18 protein-coding genes are annotated in these 17,123 nt (G+C 54.4%); 8 read left to right on the top strand and 10 right to left on the bottom strand.

Going from position 1 to position 17,123, the window contains the following annotated elements:
- Nucleotides 1-23: 23 nt before the first annotated feature.
- On the bottom strand, nucleotides 24-752 hold the full coding sequence (locus Q0835_RS20005; protein WP_298817036.1) for a DUF3299 domain-containing protein: 729 nt from the start codon (nucleotides 750-752) through the stop codon (nucleotides 24-26).
- A gap of 203 nt (nucleotides 753-955) precedes the next feature.
- Nucleotides 956-1,546, bottom strand: a complete 591-nt coding sequence (locus tag Q0835_RS20000; RefSeq protein ID WP_298817038.1) for a hypothetical protein — start codon at nucleotides 1,544-1,546, stop codon at nucleotides 956-958.
- A gap of 478 nt (nucleotides 1,547-2,024) precedes the next feature.
- On the opposite strand from Q0835_RS20000, the gene Q0835_RS19995 reads away from it, so the two are divergent.
- On the top strand, nucleotides 2,025-2,666 hold the full coding sequence (locus Q0835_RS19995; RefSeq protein WP_298963917.1) for a septation protein A: 642 nt from the start codon (nucleotides 2,025-2,027) through the stop codon (nucleotides 2,664-2,666).
- A gap of 96 nt (nucleotides 2,667-2,762) precedes the next feature.
- On the opposite strand, the gene Q0835_RS19990 is transcribed toward Q0835_RS19995, so the two are convergent.
- The 4 genes from Q0835_RS19990 to Q0835_RS19975 all read right to left on the bottom strand — a co-directional run bounded on the left by Q0835_RS19990 (nucleotide 2,763) and on the right by Q0835_RS19975 (nucleotide 5,665).
- Nucleotides 2,763-3,185 (bottom strand): hypothetical protein, encoded by a 423-nt coding sequence (locus tag Q0835_RS19990; protein ID WP_152499347.1) that lies wholly within the window; start codon nucleotides 3,183-3,185, stop codon nucleotides 2,763-2,765.
- A gap of 163 nt (nucleotides 3,186-3,348) precedes the next feature.
- The gene (gene rpmF, locus Q0835_RS19985) at nucleotides 3,349-3,534 is read right to left on the bottom strand and encodes a 50S ribosomal protein L32 (RefSeq protein ID WP_152499348.1); all 186 of its coding nucleotides are present in this window, start codon (nucleotides 3,532-3,534) and stop codon (nucleotides 3,349-3,351) included.
- A gap of 183 nt (nucleotides 3,535-3,717) precedes the next feature.
- Entirely contained in the window at nucleotides 3,718-4,458 is a 741-nt protein-coding gene (gene mtgA / locus Q0835_RS19980) for a monofunctional biosynthetic peptidoglycan transglycosylase (RefSeq protein WP_298963915.1), read from the bottom strand.
- On the bottom strand, nucleotides 4,451-5,665 hold the full coding sequence (locus Q0835_RS19975; protein ID WP_298963913.1) for a cyclopropane-fatty-acyl-phospholipid synthase family protein: 1,215 nt from the start codon (nucleotides 5,663-5,665) through the stop codon (nucleotides 4,451-4,453). Before Q0835_RS19975 ends, mtgA begins: the two co-directional genes overlap by 8 nt.
- A gap of 182 nt (nucleotides 5,666-5,847) precedes the next feature.
- Between Q0835_RS19975 and Q0835_RS19970 the strand changes: the two genes are divergently transcribed.
- Entirely contained in the window at nucleotides 5,848-6,708 is an 861-nt protein-coding gene (locus Q0835_RS19970; RefSeq protein ID WP_298964017.1) for a polyprenyl synthetase family protein, read from the top strand.
- A 10-nt stretch (nucleotides 6,709-6,718) separates the two neighbouring features.
- Here the strand turns inward: Q0835_RS19970 and Q0835_RS19965 are convergent, their stop codons facing one another.
- From Q0835_RS19965 to Q0835_RS19955, 3 genes are read right to left on the bottom strand one after another with little or no spacing between them, the layout of a single operon-like run.
- Nucleotides 6,719-7,657 carry a prephenate/arogenate dehydrogenase family protein gene (locus Q0835_RS19965; protein ID WP_298817052.1) on the bottom strand — a complete coding sequence of 313 codons (939 nt, stop codon included), beginning with the start codon at nucleotides 7,655-7,657 and terminating at the stop codon, nucleotides 6,719-6,721.
- 24 nt (nucleotides 7,658-7,681) lie between these two features.
- The gene (gene hisC, locus Q0835_RS19960; protein WP_298817054.1) at nucleotides 7,682-8,806 is read right to left on the bottom strand and encodes a histidinol-phosphate transaminase; all 1,125 of its coding nucleotides are present in this window, start codon (nucleotides 8,804-8,806) and stop codon (nucleotides 7,682-7,684) included.
- Nucleotides 8,807-8,838: 32 nt separating this feature from the next.
- Nucleotides 8,839-9,693 carry a chorismate mutase gene (locus tag Q0835_RS19955; RefSeq protein WP_298963911.1) on the bottom strand — a complete coding sequence of 285 codons (855 nt, stop codon included), beginning with the start codon at nucleotides 9,691-9,693 and terminating at the stop codon, nucleotides 8,839-8,841.
- A gap of 230 nt (nucleotides 9,694-9,923) precedes the next feature.
- Between Q0835_RS19955 and Q0835_RS19950 the strand changes: the two genes are divergently transcribed.
- The 3 genes from Q0835_RS19950 (at nucleotide 9,924) to Q0835_RS19940 (ending at nucleotide 14,436) form a co-directional block, all read left to right on the top strand.
- Complete coding sequence (locus Q0835_RS19950) at nucleotides 9,924-11,126, top strand: homoserine O-acetyltransferase (protein ID WP_298963909.1); 1,203 nt, start codon at nucleotides 9,924-9,926, stop codon at nucleotides 11,124-11,126.
- A gap of 4 nt (nucleotides 11,127-11,130) precedes the next feature.
- On the top strand, nucleotides 11,131-11,763 hold the full coding sequence (metW, locus tag Q0835_RS19945) for a methionine biosynthesis protein MetW (protein ID WP_298963908.1): 633 nt from the start codon (nucleotides 11,131-11,133) through the stop codon (nucleotides 11,761-11,763).
- A gap of 513 nt (nucleotides 11,764-12,276) precedes the next feature.
- On the top strand, nucleotides 12,277-14,436 hold the full coding sequence (locus tag Q0835_RS19940; RefSeq protein ID WP_298963907.1) for a methyl-accepting chemotaxis protein: 2,160 nt from the start codon (nucleotides 12,277-12,279) through the stop codon (nucleotides 14,434-14,436).
- A gap of 96 nt (nucleotides 14,437-14,532) precedes the next feature.
- Here the strand turns inward: Q0835_RS19940 and Q0835_RS19935 are convergent, their stop codons facing one another.
- Nucleotides 14,533-15,315, bottom strand: coding sequence for a class I SAM-dependent methyltransferase (locus Q0835_RS19935; protein ID WP_298964016.1), 783 nt, complete (start codon nucleotides 15,313-15,315; stop codon nucleotides 14,533-14,535).
- A gap of 151 nt (nucleotides 15,316-15,466) precedes the next feature.
- On the opposite strand from Q0835_RS19935, the gene gloB reads away from it, so the two are divergent.
- The 3 genes from gloB (at nucleotide 15,467) to Q0835_RS19920 (ending at nucleotide 17,091) form a co-directional block, all read left to right on the top strand.
- On the top strand, nucleotides 15,467-16,249 hold the full coding sequence (gloB, locus tag Q0835_RS19930) for a hydroxyacylglutathione hydrolase (RefSeq protein ID WP_298822741.1): 783 nt from the start codon (nucleotides 15,467-15,469) through the stop codon (nucleotides 16,247-16,249).
- A gap of 136 nt (nucleotides 16,250-16,385) precedes the next feature.
- A complete protein-coding gene (locus Q0835_RS19925) occupies nucleotides 16,386-16,601 on the top strand; it encodes a hypothetical protein (protein WP_298822740.1) in 216 nt (71 codons plus the stop codon).
- A 46-nt stretch (nucleotides 16,602-16,647) separates the two neighbouring features.
- A complete protein-coding gene (locus tag Q0835_RS19920) occupies nucleotides 16,648-17,091 on the top strand; it encodes a cupin domain-containing protein (protein ID WP_298963906.1) in 444 nt (147 codons plus the stop codon).
- The last annotated feature ends 32 nt before the right edge of the window (nucleotides 17,092-17,123 follow it).

The following is a 17,123-nucleotide window of genomic DNA, read 5'->3' as shown; positions in this document are numbered from 1 at the left end:
TCGCGCCTTTTTCTTTGCCGCAGTTATTGATGCGGCGTCACTTTGCGTCCGGTGAAAAAATTCAAGAAACGGTTGCCCGACGATCTTTCTGGCCGATCCAGGTCGCGAATTTCGGAAACGTCCATGTCGAACGCGGCAATCATGTCCACCTGGCCATCCAGCAAGGTGATTTCCTGGCGTGTGGTTCGCAACGACAAACGGCCAACCAACTGCACGGGTTGATAGATTTCTTCGGCATTCAAGCCTTCCTCAATCTGATAGCGGATCATCTGATTGGGGTCGGGTGCAGGCATGTGGCTGCACATGCCGGCTTCCGGAACAAGATAGCCTCCGGTGACCGTTTTGGTTCCAGGTGCGAAAACCGGAATGGCATAGCCGGAAATGACAACCTCCTTGCCATCAAGATCAGGATTGCCGGCAAGAGCCGCCTTTGCACGCTTTTTTCCGATCTCGTGGCGTTGCGACAATAACCGGTCCGTGTGTACCCCGGATGCGGCAAGTTTGGCTTCCTCGCGCTGAAGTCTTTCTCTCGTCTGTGCAGCAGAATTTGCGGAAAGGGTCGTTTGTTCAAGCTCGCTGCGCAGCCGCAGTACAGTCCCAAGAGATCGAAGTTCCGCAATGCTCAAGGCCGCGAAGGGGTCTTCAAAGATGGTTGAGCCGGGGTCGGGCAGATCTGTCCAATTGACGGCAACCTTTGCCGCTGCCGCCGGGAAGGACAATAGCAAAAGGCACAAGATCAAAAACAGACGCATGTGCGGTTACCTGTGCGGTTGATCTCAGAATCACTTCCCAAGCGATAGCAGATGAGTGCATCCCAAGCACCTCAATTTGCTGCGAAGCCCACTCATTCATTGCAATCTGACTTTAGGAGTTCACATCAATCGGGGATGCCATTACTGCGGCTGTTTAGTCCGTGATAGCCACTGCCTATTTTTGAATCATTCAGTTTGAACTCTTAGTTTTGTTTCATTCCAAATCTATTTTTCTCAATACAATTATCGTAATTCTTGCCCTTGCTTATACTGATCTCGGGAACAAACGCGCGTTCGTGGTAACTCCATTCCCAGGCAGCCCCTTGGGAATAGAGAAAGAAATGGCCGCTGCTTAAACGCTTTGGCGAAGTCAGAAATGTGAATGCCCTCTTGGAAAAGATGAATTTTCGCGACCCGGGCGAAAAAAAACAAAACTGTGACATTCTAGTTGCAATTTCTGCCTGCCCGATCACGAGTTGTGGATAAAAGAACCAGCTGTAAGCAGTCAGCAAAACTAATGAGACACCACCACCCAAGCACATCTGGCGCAAAAACCTAAACGAAGCCCGACGTTTCCAAGCCCACCACCACCAAAGGCCAACAAGCAACAAGCCACACAGTCCAACAGCCGAGTGTAAGGCCAATGCATGCTCATAATTTTGTGTCGACCAAGAGAGAGATACAAATCCAAGAAATACGAAACAGGCGGATATCCAAAAAGCTACAGCAAGTTTTCCCCACCAACGCAATGTCCATTTATCTTTGGCAAGCGTCCTTTTTTTCTTGCTAAACATCAAAAAGACATTTGATACGCCGATAAATGCACTTGTGCAGCCAAATCCTAAAGTGACTGACAGGAAACAAATTAGACAGAATAGACGGGTCCCTGAATACCTTGGACTCAGCTGCCCAAGTACTAGAAACCCACACAAAAGTGCGATGCACAGTATCAAACTTGTTTTCCAGCGGAAAAAATGTACTGGGATCAATAAGAGCCAAGGCAATAGGCAGATAGCTATTAAATAAATAATGGAATCATACTCACAACTATGATGGTCAACTTATACTCTGCAAGTATATTTTCGAATATCGAAGATTATTTGCAATGTGAGTGCATTTTTTCATTGTTGTGGGACGATAGTGTCGTGACCAAGTCCGGTGCCAATCAATTCACCACATTTGACAAGCTTTCTTTATTCGGGTGGAGAGCCTTGACCACATCGGTTCCTAGACCCTATGTCCCGATGAAGTCCCTAGTGGAGAAGAGGCAATATGGAACTTGAACACGCTCCGAACGATCCGACGCGGAAGGAATTGTCGCCGCTTTTGAAGCTGGCACTGGAACTCGGCCCGCTCGGCGTGTTTTTCCTGTTCAACGCTCGAGGCGAACAACTGGCAGCTTCATTTCCTGTGCTTCAGGCGATTGGCGAGCCGATTTTTCTGGCGACAGCTGCCTTCATGGTTGCCATCTCGATTTCGCTGACAGTCTCGCTCTGGCTCACCAGGCGTTTGCCGATCATGCCACTGGTGTCGGGCGTTGTCGTGCTTGTGTTTGGAGCTCTGACCCTTTGGCTGCATGACGAGCTTTTCATCAAACTCAAGCCGACCATCGTTAATAGCCTGTTCGGTTCCATTCTGCTCTTGGGGTTGGTATTCGGAAAAGCGCTGCTTGGATATGTCTTTGACAGTGCTTTCAAACTTACCGATGAAGGCTGGCGCAAGCTGACGCTGCGCTGGGGCATTTTCTTCTTTGTGCTGGCGGCGATCAATGAGATCGTTTGGCGCAATTTTTCAACCGACTTCTGGGTCAACTTCAAGGTGTTCGGCATTATGCCGATCACATTGCTTTTCACGCTCTCGCAGCTGCCCCTCATTCAAAAACATGCGATTGTCGAAGACGACGAGGACGATTGACGGCTTTGCCGGGATCACCCTGGCTGAGGCTGCCGGCCCAGTTCCTGTTCTTACTCGATCAGACTAAATTCGAGTGCGTGCCTTGGCACGCATTCATCAGTGCATGCCGTCATGACCGAAGGAAACATCCCGGCGTGCACCGGTGATGGAGATCGAGAACCCTGCGATTACGTCAATCAGGGAGATCGCCATCAATATGAAGAACAGGGATGTTGCTGCTTGTTGCAGCACGAGAAATTCGACCAGATAAGCAACGAATACGAGCACTGAAAACATGTGGTCGAGCAGGGCCGTGGTGCCTATGCGCGTTGCCTTCAGAATTTCGATGAACAGGAAAAAGAGGCCAATCGTAATTAGGAGGTCGCTGGCGAGTAGCTGGAAGGTTGCGCCTGAAACCATGGCGATAGTGATGATCGGTTGCGACCAGAAGCCTGGATCCGCAGCTCCGACGGTGAAGGCAAAGCCGTTGTAAATCAGCAAACTGAACAAGGTGAAAGGAATGGCAGAAAACAGGCGCATTGATGCGACTCCCGGTAAGTCTGGCCCTGTCCGGGCGGAATGGACCCGACCTGACACCAACATCCCGGCGATTTCAAGCCAAAAGAAAAAGGCCGGCCTGTCGAAACAGTGCCAGCCTCAATCCTGGTTTGCCGAGCGGCGATCCGCCCTTAGAAAAACGCTGTTATGCGTCTTCTTTCGGGGTCATGATCTGACGGCCCCGGTACATGCCGGTCTTCAGGTCAACGTGATGCGGGCGGCGCAATTCGCCCGAATCTTTGTCCTCGACGTAAGTCGGCTGCTTGAGGGCGTCCGTGGAACGGCGAAAACCGCGCTTCATGCGCGAGGTTTTTCTCTTTGGAACGGCCATTTTATTTGTTTCTCCGTGGTCCATAACCGCGCGGCCCGGACCGGGTAAGCCCGGGGCGTGGCAGCACGCAGTGCATTGGAATGCGCGGCGTTATACAGGCAACTCCGGCATTTTGCCACCCCATAGACAAAAAATTCTTGGTTCGACCGGGACTTGCCTGTCGTTGGCTTCAACCAAACAGGATTATTTGTCCAGAACGCAGCCGAATATGGGGCCCGCAGACTTCACCCTGGCAAGGTTGGTCGACGCCAGACGGCGGTGCCCGGACGAGGGATTTGCCGGGTTGCGCGCAAGCGGATTTGGCAGAGCCGTTGCCAGTCTTGCCGCTTCTACCCTGGTCAGGTCCTTTGCAGGTTTGCCGAACCAGGCTTGCGCTGCCGCCTCAGCGCCGAAGACGCCTTCGCCCCATTCGGCGATATTGAGATAGATCTCCAGAACTCGCCTTTTGGTGAGGATCGCATCCAGCATCAGCGCCAGTGGCAGTTCAAGTGCTTTGCGTACATATGACCGGTCCCCCCAGAGAAAGAGATTCTTCGCAGTCTGCATTGTGATCGTACTGGCGCCACGCGGCCGTTCGCCTTCGCTCAGTGCTTCGACCTGATCCTGCAGCGCATCCCATTCAACGCCGTCATTTTCGCAAAAGCCACTGTCCTCGGATGTGATGACCGATTTCACGAGGTTTGGCGAGATGCGCTCCAGAGGCACCCATTGCCGATCCACCCAGAGCAGCTGCGCATAGCGACCGATCATGAGCGTGCTCACCGGCGGCACGACAGAATAAATGACCGTCAGAAGCGGGGGCAGAACAATGGCAAGGAGAACGAGGCGAACCAACCATTTGCGCAGGAGCGCCCAGAAGGAACGCTTCTTCGTCGATGTTTTGCGCGCGCCCGGTCCACCTCCGGTCGCTCTTGTTCTAGCCATTCAAAGCCCGTTCATTGTCCACGATAAAGTCCCGGATAATCGGAACCGCGTCCCGCTCTTTCGACAGGAGAAGCTGAAAAACCATGTTTGACCCGTGAAAGAAACCGAGTTCAACAGCACAAAGGTAAAATTCCCACATACGGCAGAACGCGTCGTCGTAAAGGGCGGTGGCCGCGATACGCTGGGCTTCGAAGCGACGGCGCCAATCGCGAATGGTGTAGTAATAATGCAGACGCAGTATTTCTGCATCGCAGACCCAAAGCCCCAGCCTCTCTGTCGAAGCGAATACCTCCGACAGCGCGGGTACGTATCCGCCCGGGAAAATGTATTTGCGAATGAAGGGGCCCGTCGTGCCAGGTGGCGTCATGCGGCCAATGGAGTGGATCACCGCATAGCCCCGTTCCGTCAGACAGGACCTGATTTTACCGAAATAGTCGTCAAGGTGGCCGATGCCGACATGTTCCATCATGCCGACTGAAATGACACGGTCGAACTGGCCTTCAAACTCACGATAGTCTTTGAGGACAAAGGTAACCCTGTCTTCCAAGCCGGCGGCACGAACGCGTTCTTCGGCAATCTTGACCTGTTCCGGCGAGACGTTCAGCGATGTCACGCGGGCCCCGGCTTCTGCCATGCGTATGGCAAGTGAACCCCAACCGCCACCGATCTCAAGCACTTCCATGTCCGGTTCAAGATCGAGTTTAGCAACCAGGTGGGTCAGTTTTGCAGTCTGTGCGCTTTCAAGACTTTCATCCGGACTTGTGTAATAGGCGCAGCTGTAGTTCAGCCCTTCATCCAGAAAGAGCCGGTAGAGCTCAGTGGAAAGATCATAGTGATGACGGGCCTGCGTCTTTGCCCGTTCAACGCTGTTTTGCTGATGGCGCCGCCGAAAGGCTTTCCAGCCCTTGCGCAACAGGCCTTGAACCGGGTGCGCACCAAGCGGCGCTCTGTTGATCGAAAACAGAAACATGAAATCGTAACAGGTCGAACCCTCTTCCATGGTGAGGGACCCGTCCATATAGGCCTCTCCAGCTGCCAGTTCGGGATTCAGAAAAAGGGATCTATGGAGCTTCTTGTCGTGCAGACGGATCGTGACCGTTGGTCCGTCATTACCCGATCCGAATTCATGCAGCGTTCCGCCAGCATCGAAGACACGCATACGCCCACGCTTGATAAAGGACCGCAACAGACCTGACAGCAATCTCATAAAACAGTCTCCCAACCCGAAACCAAAACAGACCGGCGATTAATACAGCTGCCAGTTTTTCAAATTCGCGCCTTGACGATACAGAGAATTGGTATCAGGGAAACCCGAACTTTTAAAAAGTTGTTCTGGAGTTGAATGTGACCTTTGACTTGAAGCAGCATCTGGCAGCGCAGGCTGGACGCGTGGAGACTGTTCTGGAGCGCATTCTGGACGGCGCGACGCTGGACGCCGAGACCATGCGGCCGCCACGGTTGCTGGCCGCAATGCGTCATGGTGCCTTGAACGGTGGCAAACGCTTGCGTCCCATCCTCGTCCTGGAAGTGGCCAGTCTGTTCGGCCGCTCGGACCAGGGTGTTGTGGAGGCAGCCTGCGCGCTGGAGCTGGTTCACTGTTATTCGCTCGTCCACGATGACCTTCCGGCGATGGATGATGATGACCTGCGCCGTGGACAGCCAACCGTGCACAAGGCATTTGACGAAGCCGCTGCTATTCTTGCAGGCGATGCGCTGCTGACCCTGGCGTTTGACGTTATTGCAGGAGAAGGTGTTCACGACGATCCTTCCGTACTCCTGAGACTTTCGCGTGGGCTTGCAAGAGCTTCAGGTGTCGGCGGCATGGCGGGCGGTCAGATGATCGATCTTGAATCTGAGCATCTGGATCGAAGTGAGGCCGACATCCGGCAGCTGCAATCCATGAAAACCGGAGCCTTGCTGCGCTATGCATGTTGGGCGGGAGCGGTTCTCGCCAACGCAGGAGAAAGCGATCTGGACCGCCTTACCCGTTTTGGAGAAATCACAGGTCTCGCCTTTCAACTGGCAGATGATCTCCTGGATGTTGAGGCGAGCGCGGAAACCATGGGAAAGGCAACAGGCAAGGATGCCGAAGCCGGAAAGGCCACACTTGTCGGCCTCTGGGGTGTCGACAAGACCAAAGAAGAACTGGACCGCCTCTCCAAAGATGCGGAAACACTGCTTGAACCTTATGGCGGACGGGCTGACGTTCTGACCGCTCTGGCGGACTACATCGTCAAACGTTCAAACTGATGCAGATCGCTCAATCGTCCTGACGCGTGTCCGCGACATGACGGCCGAAGTCCGGCACGTCTGTTTCCTGTCCGGCCTCGATGATGGAGCGCCGGATGCCACGCGTGCGCGTGAACAGGTCAAAGAGCGTGTCGCCGTCACCCCAGCGGATTGCGCGCTGCATGGCCGAAAGGTCTTCTGAAAAACGCGAAAGCATCTCCAGGATCGCTTCCTTGTTGTTCAGGCAGACGTCCCGCCACATCGTCGGGTCCGAGGCGGCCAGGCGGGTAAAATCCCGAAAACCGGATGCGGAATATTTGATGACCTGGGACTTGGTCACCGTTTCCAGGTCATCGGCGGTGCCGACAATATTGTAAGCGATCAGATGGGGCAGATGCGATACGATCGCCAGTACAAGATCGTGATGTTTCGGATCCATCAGGTCGACGTTTGAGCCACACTCCTGCCAGAAAGCGGACAGCTTTTCCAACGCGGTCTGATCCGTACCTGCAGGTGGCGTCAGGATGCACCAACGTTGATCGAAAAGGGTCGGGAAACCTGCGTCGGGACCGGATTGTTCTGTGCCTGCAATCGGATGGCCTGGGATGAAATGCACACCCTTGGGGACGTGCGGGCTTACCTGATCCACGACGGACTGCTTGGTGGAGCCGACATCGGTTAATATGGCACCGGTCTTGAGCACAGGCGAAATCCACTTGGCTACCGCTTCGTTGGCACCAACGGGCACACACAAGATCACGAGATCAGCGCCGTCAACGGCCTGAGCGGCATCGACCGAATAGAAGTCGCCGAGCTCAAGCTCTTCCGCCCGTTGCAATGTGGCGGGCGAGCGAGTGGAAATCGCGATTTCCTTGACCAGGCCGCGTTGCCGTGCGGTCTGTGCGATCGACGACCCGATCAGGCCAATGCCGATCAGGGCCATGCGCTCAAAAAGGGGGGCGCCAGTCATCGGGAGTTGTCTGCTTTCTGTCTGTCAGCGGTTTGTCAGGAAATCCCTGAGATGGGCCACAACCGTTCGGTTGGCTTCTTCTGAACCGATTGTCATGCGGATCGCGTTGGGCAGGCCGTAATTCCCGACCATGCGCAGGACACAGCCCCGCTCCAGCAAATAGGCGTCCGCGTCCTTGGCACGCTGGCCGTCCCGGTCGGGAAAGTGCACCAGTACGAAGTTGCCGACGCTTGGTGTCACCTTAAGGCCGATTTTTTCCAGTTCTTCAGTGACCCAAGGCAGCCATTTTTCGTTGTGCTCCACCGACTTGGCGACAAAATCCCGATCTCTAACGGCAGCAACACCTGCCGCAATCGCAACTCCGGACATGTTGAACGGGCCGCGGATCCTGTTCAGTGCATCGATGATATGGGCCGGGCCGAATCCCCATCCAACCCGCAGGTTTGCAAGGCCGTAGATCTTGGAAAAGGTTCGGGTCATGAAGACATTTTCTGAAGTTGCAGCCAGTTCAATGCCGCTCTCGTAGTCATTGCGCCGTACGTATTCGCCATAGGCCGCATCGAGTACCAGAAGCACGTGAGCAGGCAGGCTCTCATGCAGCCGTTTGACTTCCTCATATGGAAGATATGTTCCGGTCGGGTTGTTGGGGTTGGCTATGAAGACCATTTTGGTCCTGTCCGTCACCCGTTCCAGGATCGCATCGACATCGGTCGAAAGCCCGGCCTCCGGCGCAACGACCGGTGTGGCGCCGGCGGCGCGGATGGCAATGTCGTAAACCAGAAATCCATGCTCGGAATAGATGGCCTCGTCACCCGGAGCGAGATAGGCATATGCCAGCATGCTCAGGACTTCGTCGGAGCCCGCACCACAAATGATCCTGTCAGGATTGAGACCATAGATGTCTCCAATGGCGTCCCGCAGTTCGGTGGCCGCGCCATCCGGATAAAGCTCCAGATTCCGGATCACATGATCGACCGCCGGACTGACCGCTGCGCTGGTGCCAAGAGGGGTTTCGTTGGAAGAAAGCTTATGAACGGTCTTGCCATGACTGCCTTTGGATTTGCCCGGGACGTAGGCTGCAATATCCAAAACACCGGCTTTCGGCTGCGGACGGTTTCCGGCTTCGTTCACTTTGCTCATCTCGTTCATTCCTGAGGCTCCCTGTCCCCGGCTTCCAGTATTTATTCCGGTCCAAACGTTTCGTCTGCGTCGTCATCGCCGTCAATTGGCGCGGCATATCCGCCGACATGTCTCAATATGTCCGGTGCTGCACCTGCTGAGACGCAGGATTCCAGAACGTCTTCCTCCGACAATTCACCTGAAATGGCAATCAGGGCATCGACGCCGCTTGCGGAACGGAAGAAGCTGAGGACTTCAATACCCTGATCCATCAGTTTGCCGGGCAGGAGATCGGACCAGCGAGCGTCATAGACCGCTACATCCGTGTTGTCGACCAGACCGTCAGCACGGGACAGCACAAGAGTAGGCAAATCGGCTGGCCGGTCTTCCAGAACCACAAAGGGAAGCCTGGATCGAACTTGTGCACCGGTATCGCTCAGGCCGCGCCACCAGGGCAGTTCGGCCCGGTCGTTCAAGGCTATGAGTCCAAGATCAGCCCTGGATGCGGCGACGGCGCCAACCACATCGGCAGCATCGCTTCCTGGGATCAATTCGGCGGCAAACCCGAAATAGAAGCGCGCCAGATCCAGCATGTCGATTAACTCAGCGCTGCCGTCCAGATGAATGGCGGTGTCTTCCCTGAGGTCGGTACAAGCACAGATGATGTCTCGCCAGAAGTGCTCGACTGTTGCCAGTGGCAATTCACCCTGGTGGCGCTCCACCAGCTGACGCATGAGATCCGCGTCCCGCTCCGGTGAGAAAACCGGTCTGCTTTCGCCCGAGACTGGAGTGGCCGAGTTAATTTCAGCTTCCGCCTGAGCGCGCTCCATCAGCGCATCATGGATGCGGGCATCGATATCGTCGATGCGCTTGCGCAAGTCGGCCAGCGACAATCCGCTATCCGGTAATTGAGACATTGAAGGCTCCGCCTTATTCAAGGGTCAGCGGCGCATAGTCATAGGCATGTGATCGGTCAAACGCAAAAGAAAACATTGACTCTGTAAGCTTCACGCGGCTAGGTCGCCAGTCTGACTGATGTCAGGCCGCCTATGGCGGTGGCAATCAGGGAGCGGGTTCAGCGGGCCCCAAATCGCTGCAATCAGGTTCTAAATCAATCCGGACCGATATCAACACGCCGAACCGAGCCATGTCTGCCGATACACCCAGTCTAGAAACATCAGAAGACGTCAAGGCAAACGAGGCCATCACCCCGTCAAGCATGCTCGCGCATTTTCCTGCAGATGAGCCCCTGGAGCTGGATTCTGGCGTCAAACTCGGGCCCTGGCAAATTGCTTATGAGACTTATGGCGAGCTGAACGCCGACAAATCCAACGCGATTGTGATCTGTCATGCGCTGACGGGTGATCAGTATGTCGCGTCTACCAATCCTGTAACCGGCAAACCGGGCTGGTGGGAATTGATGGTCGGTCCCGGCAAGCCTGTCGACACCGATCATTACTTCGTCATTTGCGCCAATGTTCTTGGCGGGTGCCTTGGAACGACCGGCCCTGCAACCGTGAACCCGCAAACCGGCGTGCCTTATGGTCTTGATCTTCCGGTAATCACCATTCGCGATATGGTTCGCGCTCAGGCTCGCTTGGTCGACCATCTGGGCATTGACACGCTCTTTGCCGTCATGGGTGGTTCCATGGGCGGGATGCAGGTTTTGCAATGGGCGGTCAGTTATCCGGAACGGGTGTTTGCGGCAGTCCCGATCGCGGCTGCTGCGCGTCACACATCCCAGAACATCGCGTTTCACGAAGTTGGCAGACAGGCAATCATGGCTGATCCCAACTGGCGGCAGGGCACCTATATCCAGGAAGGTGTCCGTCCAACGAAAGGTCTGGCGGTTGCACGCATGGCGGCACACGTCACCTATATGTCGGATGAATCGCTGCATCAGAAGTTCGGCAGGAACCTGCAAGACAGAGATAATCTGACTTTCGGTTTTGACGCGGATTTCCAAATCGAAAGTTACCTGCGTCATCAGGGTATGACGTTTGTCGATCGGTTTGACGCCAATTCCTATCTCTATGTCACCCGCGCCATGGACTATTTTGACCTGGCCGACCAGTTTGACGGTGCATTGCCGCAAGCATTCGCCGGAACGAACACGCGCTTTTGCGTGATGTCATTCACGTCCGACTGGTTGTTTCCAACTTCAGAAAGCCGACAAGTTGTTAAGGCCTTGAATGCCGCGGCAGCCAATGTGTCCTTTGTCGAGATTGAGAGCGATCGCGGTCACGATTCTTTCCTGTTGGATGTGCCGGAGATGTTCGAAACCATTCGGGGCTTCCTGACGGGCGCTGCACGGGCGCGCGGCGTGCCCGCTCCAGGTGGGGAGGCTTGATACAATGAACCTGGCCCCCAGACAGACCCGCCCCGGAGAAGTGCGCGGCGATCACAAGGTGGTTGCCTCGCTGGTGCCTGAAGGCGCACGCGTTCTAGACATCGGTTCGGAAGACGGAGCCCTGCTTGATCTTCTTGCCCGTGAGCGGCATATCGACGGACGGGGCATTGAATTGTCACAGGCTGGTGTGAACCGGTGCGTTGCTCGAGGCCTTTCCGTCATACAGGGTGATGCGGACAAGGATCTCTCCGATTATCCGGACCAGGCGTTTGATGTAGTCATTCTCAGTCAGACCCTGCAGGCGACGCGCGAGCCGAAAGAGGTGATGAGCGAGCTGCTGCGGATCGGCAAGCGGGTGATTGTGTCGATCCCGAATTTTGCCCATTGGCGCAACCGCATGCAGCTTCTCTTTCGTGGCCGCATGCCGGTAACGAAATATCTGCCGTATCAATGGTACGACACGCCAAACATTCACTTCTGTTCCCTTCGTGACTTTGTCGAGTTGTGCCATGAGCTGGACGCCGAAGTCGTCAAGGCTGTTGCCTTGAGCGCCCACGGCAACGAAATCCCGGTGAATGCACCATGGTGGGTCTGGAACATTGTGGCCGAACAGGCTGTCTTTTTGTTGCACCGTTAGCAGACCTTGGTCCCGTGAGCGGCTTATCTGTGCGCTGTGATGTTCAAAAATCGATTCGAAAAACTCAATACAAGCCATTTGCAGGCGATTTTGGACAAAAATGACAGAAAATGAGACTTGGAATATCACTTTTTCCAAAAATTCAACGATAAGTATAGTCACGTAATTTTCTGAAGCTGACAGAATAAACTGATGTCAAAACAACAAAACAAAATGCCGATGGGTGATTTTTGATAGTGCGAAATTAACCATAATTTTGGCGTGCAAGAATTACTTCTTATTCTACTGAATAAGAATTGCTGCCTATCAAGCAATACGCATCTATTCTAAATATGATCTAATGTAGATTTTCAAAAAAACCAAATAATCGTAAAAGGTGTGAGGGAAATTTATCCATTCAACCATTGGTATAACTGAAAATTTGACGGCTTTTTTCAAGTTATCGTCGATTATTTTTTTATTAATTGTTGGATTCAAGCATCGTCATGTTGGAAATTTGCTAGGAGATCTCCCGTGACAATTCAAAACAAGATCATTTCCGGGGTCGTGCTTATGGCGATCCTTGCTGTTGTTTCAGGTGGAATCGGACTGTGGCAAGTCAAGAAGATCGAAATACAGATCAATGAGATTTCTGATGTTGTCACGCCAACTATCGAGACTGCTGACGACGTAGTCTACTATGCTACAGAGATACAGAAACTCATCCTTGAAATACTGGCTGATGAAGAGCCTGAAGACGTTGTTGAATTGCATAAGGAATTCAAAGCCGCTGTCGTGAGTTTCGACGACGCTATTTTGGAGCTTGATTCCATCATAGTCGATGAGAAACTCCAGCAAACGATCGACTCTTTGAACGACGAAAAGGCAGCTCTTCTTGCAGCAGCAGACGCAATGTATACGTCTCACTCAGATGAGCTCAGGTATGAAACTCTATCCGAAAGCCAGCAGGCGGAGATGGATGTTCTCGGCGACAAGATTGCCGATCGGTTGCTGAAGCTTTCAGAAAGCAATGAACAGGAAATGGCAGCTGCCGAAGAGCAGGGCGACACGTTATTGGCGTCCGGTCAGGCCACAGCTGCGAAGATGAACGATATTCTTGGTGACCTTTTCGAACGTGAATACCCGATGGTCGAGGGCGCTCTCAAACTTCGGTCTCTTGTGAACGCAATCGAAGCCTCTGTCGCTGAAGTGCTGGCAGAAGAGGACCCTGAAAAGGTCCCGGGCCGACGTGAAGCCTACGCCGCAATTTCAGGTGAAGCGACGCAATGGCTAGACATTCTTGCGCAATATTCTGAAACCGATGCCGACCGGGCAGACATCAAGGATTTAACGGGTGACTTCACAAGCTGGGTTGCTATGGCCACGGAGAAAGATGCCGTCTTCGACAGCCACCAAAAGATGCTGACGAATGAAGCAATCGCAGACACGAAGGCAGAGGAAGTTGATCAGATTGGTGACGAGCTCGTTAAGCAGATCAACCAGATTATCGACGTTGCGGACGCACTAAGCGATGGTGCAGATGAAAAGGCAGCCGAGCTGGTCGCGACCGCTACGGCAATTCTTCTGGGGCTTGGGGTCATCACGCTGCTCATTGCAGTAGCTTTGGTCCTTGTTGTCATGCGAACAGCAATTCGACCACTGATGAAACTCACTGACGTAATGGGAAAACTGGCTGAGGGTGAACATGAACTGAGTGTACCTTTCCAAGGCCGGAAAGACGAAGTCGGGATGATTGCCGACACAGTTGAAGTCTTCCGTCAGAGCGGTGTGGAACGCGTGCGCCTGGAAAACGAAGCCACCGAGGCCAATCAGATGCAGGTTAACCGCCAAAACAGGGTCGACCAGCTGATCAAGGAATTCCGCGAAAGAATGCGGGCGATGCTTGAAATGATTACCCATGACAGCGGTGAGATGAAAGGGGCTGCGCTCACCTTGAATCAAATTGCGGAAACAACCGAGACAACCACTCAAAAGGCTTCTGACTCGTCAAATGTCGCAACGGCAAACGTTGAAACCGTTGCAAGTACAACTGAGGAATTGACAGCATCCGTTCAAGAAATCAGTGGTCAATTGTCCCGCGGCCTTAACCTCGTCAACAGCGCAACGGCCGATGCAGATAGTGTCAATGCAAAGGTCAAGTCATTGGCGGAAGCTGCGCAGCAGATTGGGCAGGTGATCGGGATGATCTCCGATATTGCCGAGCAGACCAATCTTCTGGCTCTTAATGCCACTATCGAAGCTGCCAGAGCCGGCGAAGCTGGAAAGGGCTTTGCGGTTGTCGCCTCGGAAGTCAAATCGCTGGCTGAGCAAACAGGCAAGGCAACAGAGCAAATCTCGCAGCAAATCACGACAATCCAGGCGTCAACAGAAGAAGCTGTCGTTGATATCGGAGGGATTGCTTCGTCAGTCGCTGAAATCGACACCTTTATGTCTTCGATCGCCTCGGCAATCGAGGAACAGTCGACGGCGACGCAGGAAATTGCACAGAATGTTCAGCAGGCGGCAGAAGGGAACAAGTCAGTCAGCAATGGTATGGAGCGTGTGAGTTCTGCTGTTACTGAAACAAAGAGCTCCGCTGACAGCGTTCTGACTTCTTCTGAAAATTTGGCCGAGCGGTCGGCTGAAATCAGCAATGAGGTGGACACATTTTTGCGCAATGTCGAAGCAGCGTAGCGTTTCGTCAGGAAGATTGAACAAAATGGTGCCGGCTTCGAGCCGTCACTGCTTCTTGTGCTTGACCCCTTTTCACGGCTACCTCGACAGACAAGTCTATCGAGGTAGCCGGAACTGACTTGATCGTGTTGCCCGAACCGGCTTCAAACCCGTTGCGACACCTTCCGGTATGAAGACAGGACGAAAAACGCGCAGGCGGCTGCGTTTGCCGTCGGCGGGCAAACTCTGAAACACCAGTTTTTCCGCTTCCATAACGAGGACGCCACCGAATGCGGGCAGGATGCGGCGTCCGATCCCTTCCCATGTTCGTGCCGCGCGCAGGATCGCTCGTGCCTTTGACGGCGGCATGAACAAGGCTTCCGTGTCGTCCAGAACGTTGAACTGGCAGCTTTTCATCAAATCCTTCAGCTGACGGCCGGAATAGGGCCTGCCATATCCGAACGGGGAAAGCTCCGACTGCGCCCACAGACCACGTCGATTGGGCACCACTATGATCAGCCGACCTCCGGGCGCCAGCACCCGCCAGGCTTCTTTCAAGACGGCCGCCGGGTCCGAGCAATGGTCCAGGGCATGGACAAGCATGATCCTGTCGAAGGATAGATCGGGAAAGGGCAAAATCGCGTCTTCGACCAGCGTGCAAGATCCCGCCCGTTCCCGCGGCCAGGGTACGGCGCCTTGCGGGGCAGGCATTGCGGCAATCGCGCGTTCGGCCGACTCCAGATAGGGACGCATGAAAGGACCCGCATAGCCAATGCCAAGCAGACTTTGCCCTGACAGGTCAGGCCACATCTTGCGGATCGGGGCGCCGATCAGGCTTCGGAGCAACCGGCCGAGCGGTAAATCGTAAAAGGCGCGCAAATGAACGACATCTAGATACATGCAGCCTGGCTCTGTGAGTTCGGGGTCCGTCCCCTTGACGCCGCGATTGAACATGGAACGGCAGTCCAGTGCAAGATCTCTTGCCTTGCTCTTGTTCCGGCACTTTGCCACTCTGCGTTTCAACAGACCTGCCCATCAACGGAGCTCTTCCATGGCATTGAGTGACACGACTGAAATCCGCCAGTTTTCCTGCCTCGACGACAATTTCGGCGTTCTCATTCATGATTCTGAGAGTGGAACGACCATCGCGTTCGACGTGCCGGATGCCGGAGCCTATGAAAGAGTGCTTGAGACCACTGGCTGGAAATTGACCCATATTCTGGTCACCCACCATCACTGGGACCACGTCCAGGGTTTGGGCGAATTGAAGGAGAAGACCGGAGCGAACGTGATCGGCCCGGAAAGATCGCGGCAGAAGATCGCTGAACTGGACCGGACCGTTGAAGATGGAGATGGCGTTCTGTGCGGTCCCTACGAGATCTGGGCCATATCGACGCCCGGGCACACACTTGACCAGATTTCCTGGCATATCGCATCAATCGGGGTTGCCCATACGGGCGATACGCTGTTCTCGCTCGGTTGCGGTCGCGTCTTTGAGGGCGACAAGGAGATGATGTGGTCATCGCTCGCGAAGCTGATGCAAAAGTTGCCCGATGACACCGTGATCTATTGCGGTCACGAGTATACCGAAGCAAACGCCCGTTTTGCCCTCACCATCGAACCGGAGAATGCTGATCTGAAAGCTCGTGCCGAGGAGGTTGCCGGGCTCCGCGCCAGAGGCGAGGCGACATTGCCGACAACAATGAAGCTTGAAAAGGCAACAAATCCGTTTTTACGGGCCGGAGAGGCTTCGGTTGCAGCTGCGCTTGGAATGGAAGGAAAGGCGGCTGTAGAAGTCTTTACCGAGATCCGGACGCGCAAGGACAACGCCTGACTATGTTGCGCGGGTGCTAAGGGCCCGGCAACAATTCCTGATTGTTTTCGCTGGAAGCTTTTCTGTTGTCCGGACTTAAAACAAATGGGAACTGTCCCCATATGCACGAGATCGTGATCTGTGAAGGGGCAGTTCCATGACACCTGCGAGTAGCAAAAACCATTCGAGCCGAACCGCTGAACAGCGGGCCAAGGATGTGGTTCATCGGATCGTCAATCAGGCGGAGGCCATTCCAATGCACCACGGCGGCGGGCACCGGCTGGACATGCAAGTACTTTACGAAGAAGTCGTTGCGGCGCTTCGTGAAACCATTGACGATATCGCCTTCTGTTCGGACACCAGCCAGTCCTGAGGGGCTGGCGGTGCCGCTGAGCTGGCATTCATTTTCGGAATTTTAGATGAGCCTTTCACCGAACTTGACGGCTGACGATGTCGTCAGCCTTTTGAAAATGCAGCCACATCCTGAAGGCGGGTATTATGTCGAAACCTTTCGGGATGACATCACCGATGCGGCAGGACGGGCCGCCTCAACGCTCATTTACTTCCTGTTGCCGGAAGGGATGCTGTCACGCTGGCACAAGGTCGACGCGGTGGAGACCTGGCATTGGTATGGGGGCGCGCCGCTTGAACTGTCCGTCAGCCCGGATGGAGCGCGCAAAGAGGTGCTGACGCTCGGAATCGATCTCGCCGCAGGTCAGCGTCCGCAAGGAATTGTGCCTCGCGACGGGTGGCAGCAGGCGCGATCGCTAGGCAACTGGACGTTGGTTGGCTGCACTGTGGCGCCCGGCTTTCAGTTCGAAGGCTTTGAAATGGCTCCCGAGGGGTGGCAGCCTGGAGGATGAGTTGATCAAAGCCTCCCGATATTCTGAACGGA

Source organism: uncultured Roseibium sp. (assembly GCF_947499295.1).
Lineage (GTDB): Bacteria > Pseudomonadota > Alphaproteobacteria > Rhizobiales > Stappiaceae > Roseibium.
Note: the sequence above shows the minus strand (reverse complement) of the source record. Positions and strands in the feature narration are given on the sequence as shown.

What these genes read in the sequence shown, in the direction of transcription:
- Q0835_RS20005 (WP_298817036.1), bottom strand. Translation starts at nt 752, where the DNA reads ATGCGTCTGTTTTTGATCTTGTGCCTTTTGCTATTGTCCTTCCCGGCG.
- Q0835_RS20000 (WP_298817038.1), bottom strand. Translation starts at nt 1,546, where the DNA reads ATGTTTAGCAAGAAAAAAAGGACGCTTGCCAAAGATAAATGGACATTG.
- Q0835_RS19995 (WP_298963917.1), top strand. Translation starts at nt 2,025, where the DNA reads ATGGAACTTGAACACGCTCCGAACGATCCGACGCGGAAGGAATTGTCG.
- Q0835_RS19990 (WP_152499347.1), bottom strand. Translation starts at nt 3,185, where the DNA reads ATGCGCCTGTTTTCTGCCATTCCTTTCACCTTGTTCAGTTTGCTGATT.
- rpmF (WP_152499348.1), bottom strand. Translation starts at nt 3,534, where the DNA reads ATGGCCGTTCCAAAGAGAAAAACCTCGCGCATGAAGCGCGGTTTTCGC.
- mtgA (WP_298963915.1), bottom strand. Translation starts at nt 4,458, where the DNA reads ATGGCTAGAACAAGAGCGACCGGAGGTGGACCGGGCGCGCGCAAAACA.
- Q0835_RS19975 (WP_298963913.1), bottom strand. Translation starts at nt 5,665, where the DNA reads ATGAGATTGCTGTCAGGTCTGTTGCGGTCCTTTATCAAGCGTGGGCGT.
- Q0835_RS19965 (WP_298817052.1), bottom strand. Translation starts at nt 7,657, where the DNA reads ATGACTGGCGCCCCCCTTTTTGAGCGCATGGCCCTGATCGGCATTGGC.
- hisC (WP_298817054.1), bottom strand. Translation starts at nt 8,806, where the DNA reads ATGAACGAGATGAGCAAAGTGAACGAAGCCGGAAACCGTCCGCAGCCG.
- Q0835_RS19955 (WP_298963911.1), bottom strand. Translation starts at nt 9,693, where the DNA reads ATGTCTCAATTACCGGATAGCGGATTGTCGCTGGCCGACTTGCGCAAG.
- Q0835_RS19950 (WP_298963909.1), top strand. Translation starts at nt 9,924, where the DNA reads ATGTCTGCCGATACACCCAGTCTAGAAACATCAGAAGACGTCAAGGCA.
- metW (WP_298963908.1), top strand. Translation starts at nt 11,131, where the DNA reads ATGAACCTGGCCCCCAGACAGACCCGCCCCGGAGAAGTGCGCGGCGAT.
- Q0835_RS19935 (WP_298964016.1), bottom strand. Translation starts at nt 15,315, where the DNA reads ATGTATCTAGATGTCGTTCATTTGCGCGCCTTTTACGATTTACCGCTC.
- gloB (WP_298822741.1), top strand. Translation starts at nt 15,467, where the DNA reads ATGGCATTGAGTGACACGACTGAAATCCGCCAGTTTTCCTGCCTCGAC.
- Q0835_RS19925 (WP_298822740.1), top strand. Translation starts at nt 16,386, where the DNA reads ATGACACCTGCGAGTAGCAAAAACCATTCGAGCCGAACCGCTGAACAG.
- Q0835_RS19920 (WP_298963906.1), top strand. Translation starts at nt 16,648, where the DNA reads ATGAGCCTTTCACCGAACTTGACGGCTGACGATGTCGTCAGCCTTTTG.